The following is a 10,186-nucleotide window of genomic DNA, read 5'->3' as shown; positions in this document are numbered from 1 at the left end:
GCTGCCCCCAGTATCTGCCCCAGGGTCAGTGAATCAGTCCCTCGGCCGAATGGGAATCCCCAATCGATTCATGTCGGTGGGCAAACGCTCTAAGAAACGTGTGAAAATTCCGGACGTATGTGATGACCTTGGCGTCAGAAACATGCTCGTGTTTGACATGCTGAGAAAGGTCGGCTTCTCAGCCTAGCGAGCGTAGTATGGGTAATTTCACGTACCCTCCTTATAAGTGCAAAGCGAACCCACCCATCCAAACCACCCCTCGGACACCCCGGACGTCCGCGGCCCCTGTTACCGCTAACTCCAGCAAAACCAAACACTTGAACCCCCGTCCAACCTCGGACACCCGTCCGGCGCTCCGCGCGTTCGCCCCTTGGAAGGTCCACCGGACCTTCCACCGGCTGCGCCGGACCGGCCCTCACCCCCACAGCCCCGCCTCCGGCGGCCAGACCCCCCGGTCGTCGTAAACCAGCGGCACGTCCCGATCCTCCGCCAGCAGCATCGGCGCGTCCAGGTCGACCACCTGCGCCCCCTGAGCCACCAGAACCGCCGGCGCCATCGCCAGGCTCGACCCGACCATGCAGCCGACGAACACCCCGAACCCGGCCGCCTCCGCCGCGGCCTTCATTGCCAGCGCCTCGGTCAGCCCGCCGGTCTTGTCCAGCTTCACGTTCACGATGTCATACTTGCCTTTCAGCCCGTCCAGCGTCGCCCGATCATGCGCGCTCTCGTCGGCACAGACCGGGATCGGCCGCGCGATCTCGGCCAGCATCCCGTCATCCCCGGCCGGCAAGGGCTGTTCCACCAGCTCCACCCCCAGCCGCACCAGATGCGGCGCCAGCTCGGAATAGACCTCGGCCGACCACCCCTCGTTCGCATCCACGATGATCCGGCTGTCCGGCGCGCCCTCCCTGACGGCCTCCAGACGAGGCATGTCCGCCTCCGTCCCCAGCTTCACCTTCAGAAGCGGCCGCCACGCATTCTTCGCCGCCGCCGCCCACATCGCGTCGGGCGCGCCCAGCGACAAGGTATAGGCCGTCACCACCGGCCCCGGCGCCGCCAGCCCCGCCAGCTCCCACGCGCGTTTCCCGGCCGCCTTCGCCTCCAGATCCCACAAGGCGCAATCCACCGCATTCCGCGCCGCCCCGGCCGGCAGCAATTCCTGCAGCTCCGACCGGGACAACCGCTCCGGCAGCCGCTCGATCTCGGCGGTCACGCTCTCCAGCGTCTCGTCGTACCGGGCATAGGGCACACATTCGCCCCACCCGGCCGCGCCGCCATCGGCCACGGTCACCGTCAGCACCTTCGCCTCGGTCCGTGACCCGCGGGAGATCGTGAACGCCTCCGCCAGCCGGAACTCTTCGGCCCGCACGCTCAGCTTCATGCGCCCCTCCGCTTCATCTTGGCAAAAATACTCCCGCCGGAGGCGACGCTCACATCGCCGCCAGCGCGTCCACCAGTTTCCCGGCGCCCTGCCGGAACGGATCCGCCGCCGGCAGCCCCATCCGCTTTTCGATCTCGTCCAGGCAGGCCATCGCCTCGTCCTCGCCCATCGCGGCGGTGTTCACCGAGATGCCGACGACCTGGCAGTCCGGGTTCGCGATCCGCGCCAAGGGCAGCGCCGTGTCGCGCAGCTGCTCCAGCGACGGCAGGGCATAGTCCGGCAGCCCGCGCATATGCGTCCGCGTCGGCTCGTGGCTCAGGATCAGCGCATCCGGCTGCCCGCCATGGATCAGCGCCATCGTCACGCCGGAATAGGAGACGTGGAACAGGCTCCCCTGCCCCTCGATCATGTCCCAGTGGTCGGCGTCGTTGTCGGGCGTCAGCCACTCGATCGAGCCGGCCATGAAGTCCGCCACCACGGCATCCAGGGGCACCCCGTCCCCGGTGATCAGGATGCCCGTCTGCCCCGTGGCGCGGAAGGACGACTTCAGCCCCCGCGCCTTCATCTCCTTGTCCATCGCCAGCGAGGTGTACATCTTGCCCACCGAGCAATCGGTCCCCACCGCCAGGCATCGCTTGCCCGACCGTTTCTTGCCGTTGGCGATCGGATAGTCGACCTCGGGCACCCGTACGTCGTGCAGGCTGCGGCCGCAGGCCTCGGCCACCGCCACCAGCTCCGGCTCGTCGCGCAACAGGTTGTGCAGCCCCGAGGCCAAGTCGAACCCCTCTTCCAGCGCCGCGACCAGCACCTTCTTCCAGGCCTGCGAGATCACGCCGCCCCGGTTCGCCACGCCGATCACCAGCGTGCGCGCGCCCGCGGCCTTGGCGGCGGCAAGGTCCATGTCCTTCAGCCCAAGGTCGGCCTTGCAGCCCTCCAGCCGGAACTGGCCCACGGCATGCTCGGGGCGCCAGTCCTTGATGCCCTGCGCCACCTTGGCGGCAAGCTGGTCCGGCGCGTCGCCGAGGAACAGAAGATACGGGGTCTCGATCATCGCGAATCTCTCCTTGTCGTTCCGCCGAGTATCGGCACAGGGCGCGGCAAGTCGTGCCGGAATCCATGGCATATCGCAGAGAACGGTCGAATTTCCGCCCGCAAAACCCACGGATTGCACAAAACTTTCCCACGCCTGCGCAGAAAGGCCGCGGCCGGCCGGGCTCAGCTCGGGGGACAGGCCGCCCCGTCCGGCGCCGTGTCGGACATGTAGCCCGGCTCGCCCGGCATCAAGACGGCGGCCGTACCCAGGGTGATCTCGCGCGGGCTGCCGTCATGGGCCACGACCTCGCCGGTGACCCAGATCGGCAGGCCCAGCGCCGGGTCGTAGTCCACCGTGACATCCGAGGCTTCGTGGCTCGGGCTGCGGGTGGTCACGCGATAGCGGCGCACCTCTCGCGCGCCGCCGTCGTCGAGTCGCCGCATGGCCGGACCTAACGCCTCGATCCGGTAGTCGAACTCCTCCGTCATCGGCGCCATGTCGGACCCGAGCTGCTTGCGCACCCGGCGCGTCGCCACCTCGACCACGTCTTCGGCGGGCATCGCCGGCACTGCGTCGAACCCGCCGTCCAGCACCTCCAGCTCCTGTAGCAGGTTGCCTCGCCGCCAGCGCACCCGCGTCGTCGCCGCATAAGCCTCCTCGCCCAGGAAGACACCGTCCTTGTAGACGTCCACCCGCGTCGGCCCGGCGGCCTCGCAGGCCAGTACCTGATGCATCTCGCAATCGGGCTTCACCAGCGTCGCCGTCACCGCGCAGCCCGCCGGCACGCCCACCTCGTCGGCGGCCGCCGCGCCGCCCGCCAGCGCCAGAAGCGCGCCCATGACCGTTATCCGCATTGCAATTCCTCCGATCCAATGGCGGCAGTATCGCCCCGCGAAGGCGCCCCGCCAAGCCCGGAGGGCGACAGTCCGCCTGCGGGAAGGGCTTGCACAGCACCGCGCAACAACCTACCCAGAAGGCAACGCGAAACGAAAGAAAGTTGCCACGATGTCCTTCCGTCTCCAGCCCACTGCGCCGTCCCGTCCGAACCGCTGCCAGCTGTTCGGCCCCGGCTCGCGCCCCTCGATCTTCGAAAAGATGGCCGCCGGCGACGCGGACGTCATCAATCTCGACCTCGAGGACAGCGTCGCGCCAGACGACAAGGCCGAGGCGCGCCGCAACATCGTGCAGGCCATCGGCGACGTCGACTGGGGAAAGAAGACGCTCTCGGTGCGGATCAACGGGCTGGACACGCCCTACTGGCACCGCGACGTGGTCGAGTTGCTGGAGGGCGCCTCCGACCGGCTCGACATGATCATGATCCCCAAGGTGGGCTGCGCCGCCGATCTCTACGCCGTCGACGCGCTGGTCACGGCGATGGAGCGGGAAACGGGCCGCGACAGGCCGCTGAAGTTCGAGGTCATCATCGAGAGCGCCGCCGGCATCGCCCATGTCGAGGAGATCGCCGCCGGCTCGCCGCGGCTGGAGGCGATGAGCCTCGGCGCGGCCGATTTCGCGGCCTCGATGGGCATGGCCACCACCGGCATCGGCGGCACGCAGGAGAACTACTACATGATCCACGAGGGGCAGAAATACTGGCCCGACCCGTGGCACTGGGCCCAGGCCGCCATCGTCGCCGCCTGCCGCACCCATGGCGTCCTGCCGGTGGACGGCCCGTTCGGCGACTTCTCCGACGACGACGGCTTCATCGCCCAGGCGCGTCGGTCGGCCACGCTGGGCATGGTCGGCAAATGGGCCATCCACCCGAAACAGGTGGCGCTGGCCAACAAGGTCTTCACCCCCTCCGACGAGGCCGTGGCCGAGGCGCGCGAGATCCTCGCCGCGATGGAGGAGGCCAAGGCGTCCGGCGCCGGCGCGACCGTCTACAAGGGCCGGCTGGTGGACATCGCCTCGATCAAGCAGGCCGAGGGCATCGTGCGGCAGGCCGAGATGATCGCCGGCGGCTGAGCCTCGCCCGCTTGCCCTCCGGCCGGCCGGGTGCGACTGTCGCGCCGACGCAGAACGGGAGGACGCGCATGGCCGAGAACAAAGTAGCCCTGATCACCGCCGGGGGCTCCGGCATGGGGGCGGAGGCCGCGCGCCGGCTGGCCGCCGACGGCTTCCGCGTCGCCATCATGTCCTCGTCGGGCAAGGGCGAGGCGCTGGCGAAGGAGTTGGGCGGCGTCGGCGTCACCGGCTCGAACCAGGAGCCCGAGACGCACCAGGCGCTGGTCGACAAGGCGATGGCCGAATGGGGCCGGATCGACGTGCTGGTGAACTCCGCCGGCGACGGGCCGAAGGGCGGCGTGCTGGATATCTCGGACGAAGACTGGCACCGCGGGATGGAGGCGTACCTGCTGAACGTGATCCGGCCCTGCCGGCTGGTGGTGCCGATCATGGCGCAGGGCGGCGGCGGCGCGATCATCAACATCTCGACCTTCGCCGCCTACGAGCCCGACCCGCGCTTTCCGACCTCGGGCGCGTTCCGGGCCGCGCTCGGCAATTTCACCAAGCTTTTGGCCGACAAGCACGGGCCCGACAACATCCGCGTGAACAACATCCTGCCCGGCTTCATCGACAGCCGCCCGCACGATGCCGACCGCCTGGCGCCGGTGCCGCTGGGCCGCGCCGGCACGGTGGCCGAGGTGTCGGGGCTGGTCTCCTATCTCGCGGGGCCGGACGGCGGCTATGTCACCGGCCAGAACCTCCGGATCGACGGCGGCCTGTCGCGCGGGGTCTGACGCGCCGGGTCATTGCATTACCGCGTTGCGGGGGGCATATGTCCCCGCAACCGCAGCAGCAGAGGTGCGCATGACCCACTACCTCGAATTCGAGAAACCTCTGGCCGAGATCGAAGGCAAGGCCGAGGAACTGCGCGCCCTGGCGCGCACGAACGAGGAGATGGACGTCGAGGGCGAGGCCGCCGCGCTCGACAAGAAGGCCGCGGCGATGCTGGCCGACCTCTACAAGGGCCTGACGCCCTGGCGCAAATGCCAGGTCGCCCGCCATCCCGACCGGCCGCACTGCAAGCACTATATCGAGGCGCTGTTCACCGAGTACACGCCGCTCGCCGGCGACCGCAACTTCGCCGACGACCATGCGGTGATGGGCGGGCTGGCCCGGTTCGGCGACCGCGCCGTCATGGTGATCGGCCACGAGAAGGGCAACGACACGCGCACCCGGATCGAGCGCAACTTCGGCATGGCCCGCCCCGAGGGCTACCGCAAGGCAATCCGGCTGATGGACCTGGCCGACCGCTTCGGCCTGCCCGTCGTCACGCTGGTCGACACCCCCGGCGCCTATCCCGGCAAGGGCGCGGAAGAGCGCGGCCAGTCCGAGGCGATCGCGCGGTCCACGCAGAAATGCCTGCAGCTCGGCGTGCCGCTGGTCTCGATCATCATCGGCGAGGGCGGCTCGGGCGGCGCGGTGGCCTTCGCCACGGCGAACCGGGTGGCGATGCTGGAACACTCCGTCTACTCGGTGATCTCGCCCGAGGGCTGCGCCTCGATCTTGTGGAAGGACGCCGAGAAGATGCGCGAGGCGGCCGAGGCACTGCGGCTGACCGCGCAGGACCTGTCGAAGCTCGGCGTCATCGACCGGATCGTCCCGGAACCGCTGGGCGGCGCGCATCGCGCGCCGGCGGTGGTGATCGAGAACGTGCGCAAGGCGCTGGACGGGCTATTGTCGGACCTGTCGGAGAAGGACCGCGAGACGCTGATCAAGGAGCGCCGGTCGAAATTCCTGTCGATGGGCGCGCAGGGGCTGGCGGCCTGAGGCGGCGCTCTAGCCGAGCATGCCCTGGACCCAGGCGACGCCGCTCTCGACCAGGGCGTTGACCTGCCCGCGCATCATGTTCACCCAGTCCACATAGGCCGTCAGCGTGGGGGTCAGCCCGGGGAACATCTCGGCGATCCGCGGCGCCAGCGCGTAGACGCCCACCAGGATCGCGCAGAGCAGCACCACCAACAAAAAACCGAACCGGAAACCGCCGCGCCCCTTGGGCTCATGGGCGGGGGCGGGCTCGGGCATCTCGCCGCGTTCCTCCTGACCGCGCAGGGTGGAGTTGATCTCGTCCACGTCGGGCAGAACCTCTTTGCGGGCCCCGTGCCGATCCTCGGCGTCGCCGTCGCCGTCTTCCATGCCGCGCAGCCGCGCCATGCGGGCGCGCGCCGCCGCACTTCTGTCGCGCTCTTCCTCCGCCGGCGCCTCGTCGAGACCCAGGTCGGGCTGGCTTTCCAGCGTGGCGGATTGCTCCGCCCGCCGCGCCGCGGCCTCGCGCTCGGCCTCCTCGCGCAGGATATCGGCGATCCCGGGCTCCAGCTCGCGCCGGCGCCGGGCGGTCTCTTCTTCCGCGGCCTCCGGCGCGTTCTCGTCCGCCCGCTCGGCATCGCCCTCGTCGACGAGCGCCGCCTGCGCCTCTGCCTCGGCGTCCGCCTCCCCGTCCGGGGCCTGGAACCAACCGTGACCGCAATTCGAACACTGCACATCCCGGCCCTCCGGCGGGATCAGGCTGGCATCGACCTCGTAGGTCGCGCCGCAGTTCGGGCAGATCAACCTCATGTCGCCCCCTAGCGGATCACACAACGTCTTGAGTGCAATCCATGCCCCTTTTCCACAGGTTGTACCAGCCCCCTGCAGCAAATCATAGCTTTTGGCTCGGGCGCGATTGCAACATCTCCGCATTTTCGGCAAAAGAGCCGCAGTAATCAAACAGAACCGGGGCCATTCGTGATCGAGCTCGACGACGTGTCCTACAATTACGGCGGCGGCGAGCTTCTCAGCGGGATCAGCCTGACCTTGCCGCCGGGATCGTTCCACTTCCTGACCGGGCCGTCGGGCGCCGGCAAGACGACCTTCCTCAAGCTCTGCTACGGCGACCTGCTGCCGACGGGCGGCCGCGTCTCGGCCTTCGGCAAGGACATGCGCGACATGGACCGCGACGACATCGCCCGGCTGCGCCGCCGCGTCGGGGTCGTCCACCAGGACTGCGCCTTCCTCGACCACCTGTCGGTGGAGGACAACGTCGCCCTGCCGCTCACCGTCTCGGGCCGCGACCCGCAGGGCGAGGAGGCGAACCTGAACGAGCTTCTGGCCTGGGTCGGCCTGTCGGCGCAGGCGCGGTCCTTCCCGCCGGAGCTGTCGGGCGGCGAACGCCAGCGCGCGGCGCTGGCCCGTGCGGTCATCATGGCGCCCGAGATCATCATCGCCGACGAGCCTACCGGGAACATCGACTGGGAGATGTCGCTGCGCCTGCTGACCCTGCTGGTAGAGCTGAACCGGATGGGCAAGACGATCCTGATCGCGACCCACGACCTGAACCTGATCCGCACCGCGAAACAGCAGGTGCAGGCCCGCGTCCTGCGCATCCGCAACCGCGACCTGCAGCTGGCGGGGGCCGACCTGTGAGCGTTGCGGCCGATATCCTGAACGTCCTGCGCGGCGATCCGCAGGCCGACCGCGTCGTGCCGCCCACCGGCCACACGGCCTGGCTGACGCTGTTCACCTCCGGCGCGATGGCTTTCCTCGCCGTCTTCGCGCTGGCGCTGTCGCTGGCCACCGACCGGCTGGCCGAGCGCTGGTCGTCGGAACTCGCCCGCTCCGCCACCGTGCGCATCTCCGCGCCCGCGGGGCAGGAGGAGGCGCAGCTGCGCGCCGCGCTGCGGGTGCTGGAGGAGACGCCCGGCATCGCCTCGGCCCGCGTGCTGGAGGACTCGGAACAGCGCGCGCTGCTGGAGCCGTGGTTCGGCCCCGACCTGCCGATCGACGCGCTGCCGATCCCGCGGATGATCGACGTGATCGAGGACGACGCGGGCTACGACGCCGAGGGCCTGCGCCTGCGCCTGACGGCCGAGGCCCCCGGCGCAGTGCTGGACGACCACACCCGCTGGCGCCGCCCGCTGGTCGAGGCGGCGAGCCGGCTGCGCACGCTGGGCGTTGTCTCGATCCTGCTGATCGGACTGGCGACGGCGGCGATGATCACGCTGGCCGCGCAGGCCTCGCTCGCCGCCAACGCGCAGGTGATCCGGGTGCTGCGGCTGGTGGGGGCACGCGACGTCTACATCGCCCGCGCCTTCGTGCGCCGCTTCACCCTGCGCGCGCTAAGCGGCGCGGCCGTCGGCACGGTGCTGGGCGCCGTCGCCATCGCGCTGCTGCCGCGGGCCAGCGCCGAGGGCGGGTTCCTGACCGGGCTCGGCTTTCAGGGGCTGCACTGGCTCTGGCCGCTGGCGATCCCGCCCCTGGCGGCCATCGTCGCCTTCTGGTCGACCCGCATCGCCGCCTTCCGCTCGCTTCGGGAGTTGATGTGATGCAGTGGCTCCGTTCCCTTCTGTTCATCGTCCAGATGTATCTGGCCATGGCGGTGCTGGCGCTGGTCTACATCGTCCCCGCCGTGATCTCGCCCCGCGGCGCCTATGCCGGGGTGCACGCCTATTGCCGCTGGGTGCGGCTGTCGGCGCGCTGGATGGTCGGGCTGAAGACCGAGGTGCGCGGCGAGGTGCCGACCGACGAGGTGCTGATCGCCTCCAAGCATCAGTCCTTCCTCGACATCATCCTTCTGTGCAGCGTCCTGCCCCGGCCCAAGTTCATCATGAAGAAGGAACTCGTCTGGGCCCCGATCCTCGGCTGGTTCGCGCTGCGCATGGGCTGCGTGCCGGTCGACCGCGGCAAGCGCGGCGCGGCGATCGCCAAGATGCTCGACGATGTCGCGAAGGGCCGGGCGCTGCCGGGTCAGCTGATCATCTACCCGCAGGGCACCCGGGTCGCCCCCGGGGTGGCGAAGCCCTTCAAGGTGGGCAGCGCCGTGCTCTACCGAGAGCTCGGACAGGACTGCGTGCCGGCGGCGACGAATGTGGGCGTGTTCTGGCCGCGCCACGGGATCTACCGGCGGCCGGGGCTGGCCGTGCTGGAGTTCCTGCCGCGGATCTCCGCGGGACTGGACCAGCACGCCTTCATGGCGCGGCTGGAGCAGGAGGTCGAGACGCGCTCGAACGCGCTGATGGCAGAGGCGGGGTTTCAAGTGGAGGACCGGCGATGACCTGGATCGCGGACGTGGCGGCGCTGGAGGCCATCTATCCCGAGCCGCCGGTGCAGACATCGCTGGACAAGGTGGCCCCGCGGCTCACCCCGCTCTACCGCCGCTGGATCATGGCCTCGCGGTTCTGCATCCTGACGACGGTCGGCCCGGAGGGCACCGACGCCAGCCCGCGCGGCGACGACGGGCCGGTGGTGGCGGAGCTGGACCCGCAGACGCTGGCCCTGCCGGACTGGCGCGGCAACAACCGCATCGACTCCTTGCGCAACATCGTCCGCGACGGGCGCGTCAGCCTGATGTTCCTGGTGCGCGGCTCGAAGAACGTGGTCCGCGTGAACGGCCGCGCCCGGCTGACCGCCGACCCGGCGATGACCGGCCGCTTCGAGCAGCGGGGCCGGCATCCCCGCGCGGTCATCGTGGTCGGGATTGCCGAGGTCTACTTTCAGTGCGCCAAGGCGGTGATGCGCGCCGACCTGTGGTCGGGCACGGACGACAGCGGCGCGGTGCCGACGGCGGGCGAGATGATCCGCGAGGCGGATGCGGGGTTCGATGCGGAAGGCTACGACGCCGGCTATCCGGACCACGCCAAAGCGCGGATGTGGTAGCCGCGGCCAACACGATCTTCCAGAAGATCGTGCCCGTCAGGATTTTCTAGAGCCTCGTGCGGAAAACCAGAGTCGGGGATTCCCATAAGGAAGGGTTTGTGATTCACTATATGTGGAGGTGGATCATGGGAAAACCGCTA

Annotated in this window: 12 protein-coding genes; 8 read left to right on the top strand and 4 right to left on the bottom strand. The window is 69.6% G+C overall.

The features are described from left to right. The first annotated feature begins 49 nt into the window (after positions 1 to 49). Complete coding sequence (locus P1J78_RS25490) at positions 50 to 187, top strand: DUF4411 family protein (protein ID WP_374213412.1); 138 nt, start codon at positions 50 to 52, stop codon at positions 185 to 187. A 228-nt stretch (positions 188 to 415) separates the two neighbouring features. Here the strand turns inward: P1J78_RS25490 and dgcA are convergent, their stop codons facing one another. The 3 genes from dgcA to P1J78_RS22880 form a co-directional block, all read right to left on the bottom strand. Next, a complete protein-coding gene (gene dgcA / locus P1J78_RS22890) occupies positions 416 to 1,381 on the bottom strand; it encodes an N-acetyl-D-Glu racemase DgcA (protein WP_275569705.1) in 966 nt (321 codons plus the stop codon). A 49-nt stretch (positions 1,382 to 1,430) separates the two neighbouring features. Next, positions 1,431 to 2,432 carry an N-acetyltransferase DgcN gene (gene dgcN / locus P1J78_RS22885; protein ID WP_275569704.1) on the bottom strand — a complete coding sequence of 334 codons (1,002 nt, stop codon included), beginning with the start codon at positions 2,430 to 2,432 and terminating at the stop codon, positions 1,431 to 1,433. 164 nt (positions 2,433 to 2,596) lie between these two features. Next, positions 2,597 to 3,268, bottom strand: coding sequence for a hypothetical protein (locus P1J78_RS22880; protein ID WP_275569703.1), 672 nt, complete (start codon positions 3,266 to 3,268; stop codon positions 2,597 to 2,599). A gap of 151 nt (positions 3,269 to 3,419) precedes the next feature. On the opposite strand from P1J78_RS22880, the gene P1J78_RS22875 reads away from it, so the two are divergent. From P1J78_RS22875 to P1J78_RS22865, 3 genes are all read left to right on the top strand, one after another. Continuing rightward, positions 3,420 to 4,379 (top strand): L-malyl-CoA/beta-methylmalyl-CoA lyase, encoded by a 960-nt coding sequence (locus P1J78_RS22875; RefSeq protein ID WP_275569702.1) that lies wholly within the window; start codon positions 3,420 to 3,422, stop codon positions 4,377 to 4,379. A gap of 68 nt (positions 4,380 to 4,447) precedes the next feature. Further along, the gene (locus P1J78_RS22870; protein WP_275569701.1) at positions 4,448 to 5,152 is read left to right on the top strand and encodes an SDR family oxidoreductase; all 705 of its coding nucleotides are present in this window, start codon (positions 4,448 to 4,450) and stop codon (positions 5,150 to 5,152) included. A gap of 70 nt (positions 5,153 to 5,222) precedes the next feature. Continuing rightward, positions 5,223 to 6,185 carry an acetyl-CoA carboxylase carboxyltransferase subunit alpha gene (locus P1J78_RS22865; protein ID WP_275569700.1) on the top strand — a complete coding sequence of 321 codons (963 nt, stop codon included), beginning with the start codon at positions 5,223 to 5,225 and terminating at the stop codon, positions 6,183 to 6,185. Between the two features lie 9 nt (positions 6,186 to 6,194). Here P1J78_RS22865 and P1J78_RS22860 read toward each other — a convergent pair whose 3' ends face one another. Next, positions 6,195 to 6,971: a zinc-ribbon domain-containing protein gene (locus P1J78_RS22860; protein ID WP_275569699.1), complete on the bottom strand. Its 777-nt coding sequence runs from the start codon at positions 6,969 to 6,971 to the stop codon at positions 6,195 to 6,197. Between the two features lie 168 nt (positions 6,972 to 7,139). Between P1J78_RS22860 and P1J78_RS22855 the strand changes: the two genes are divergently transcribed. The 4 genes from P1J78_RS22855 to P1J78_RS22840 are packed head-to-tail and all read left to right on the top strand — an operon-like array spanning position 7,140 to position 10,046. Continuing rightward, positions 7,140 to 7,817: a cell division ATP-binding protein FtsE gene (locus tag P1J78_RS22855; protein WP_275569698.1), complete on the top strand. Its 678-nt coding sequence runs from the start codon at positions 7,140 to 7,142 to the stop codon at positions 7,815 to 7,817. Beyond that, positions 7,814 to 8,716 (top strand): cell division protein FtsX, encoded by a 903-nt coding sequence (locus P1J78_RS22850; protein WP_275569697.1) that lies wholly within the window; start codon positions 7,814 to 7,816, stop codon positions 8,714 to 8,716. Before P1J78_RS22855 ends, P1J78_RS22850 begins: the two co-directional genes overlap by 4 nt. Beyond that, complete coding sequence (locus P1J78_RS22845; RefSeq protein ID WP_275569696.1) at positions 8,716 to 9,444, top strand: lysophospholipid acyltransferase family protein; 729 nt, start codon at positions 8,716 to 8,718, stop codon at positions 9,442 to 9,444. Before P1J78_RS22850 ends, P1J78_RS22845 begins: the two co-directional genes overlap by 1 nt. Then, positions 9,441 to 10,046: a pyridoxamine 5'-phosphate oxidase family protein gene (locus P1J78_RS22840; RefSeq protein ID WP_275569695.1), complete on the top strand. Its 606-nt coding sequence runs from the start codon at positions 9,441 to 9,443 to the stop codon at positions 10,044 to 10,046. The genes P1J78_RS22845 and P1J78_RS22840 overlap by 4 nt, the downstream gene beginning before the upstream one ends. The last annotated feature ends 140 nt before the right edge of the window (positions 10,047 to 10,186 follow it).

The organism is Psychromarinibacter sediminicola (assembly GCF_029168335.1).
Classification (GTDB): domain Bacteria; phylum Pseudomonadota; class Alphaproteobacteria; order Rhodobacterales; family Rhodobacteraceae; genus Psychromarinibacter; species Psychromarinibacter sediminicola.
The sequence above is the reverse complement of the archived record's forward strand: the minus strand, read 5'-3'. Positions and strand labels throughout refer to the sequence as shown.

What these genes read in the sequence shown, in the direction of transcription:
- P1J78_RS22875 (WP_275569702.1), top strand. Translation starts at nt 3,420, where the DNA reads ATGTCCTTCCGTCTCCAGCCCACTGCGCCGTCCCGTCCGAACCGCTGC.
- P1J78_RS22880 (WP_275569703.1), bottom strand. Translation starts at nt 3,268, where the DNA reads ATGCGGATAACGGTCATGGGCGCGCTTCTGGCGCTGGCGGGCGGCGCG.
- dgcN (WP_275569704.1), bottom strand. Translation starts at nt 2,432, where the DNA reads ATGATCGAGACCCCGTATCTTCTGTTCCTCGGCGACGCGCCGGACCAG.
- P1J78_RS22865 (WP_275569700.1), top strand. Translation starts at nt 5,223, where the DNA reads ATGACCCACTACCTCGAATTCGAGAAACCTCTGGCCGAGATCGAAGGC.
- P1J78_RS22860 (WP_275569699.1), bottom strand. Translation starts at nt 6,971, where the DNA reads ATGAGGTTGATCTGCCCGAACTGCGGCGCGACCTACGAGGTCGATGCC.
- dgcA (WP_275569705.1), bottom strand. Translation starts at nt 1,381, where the DNA reads ATGAAGCTGAGCGTGCGGGCCGAAGAGTTCCGGCTGGCGGAGGCGTTC.
- P1J78_RS22845 (WP_275569696.1), top strand. Translation starts at nt 8,716, where the DNA reads ATGCAGTGGCTCCGTTCCCTTCTGTTCATCGTCCAGATGTATCTGGCC.
- P1J78_RS25490 (WP_374213412.1), top strand. Translation starts at nt 50, where the DNA reads ATGGGAATCCCCAATCGATTCATGTCGGTGGGCAAACGCTCTAAGAAA.
- P1J78_RS22870 (WP_275569701.1), top strand. Translation starts at nt 4,448, where the DNA reads ATGGCCGAGAACAAAGTAGCCCTGATCACCGCCGGGGGCTCCGGCATG.
- P1J78_RS22840 (WP_275569695.1), top strand. Translation starts at nt 9,441, where the DNA reads ATGACCTGGATCGCGGACGTGGCGGCGCTGGAGGCCATCTATCCCGAG.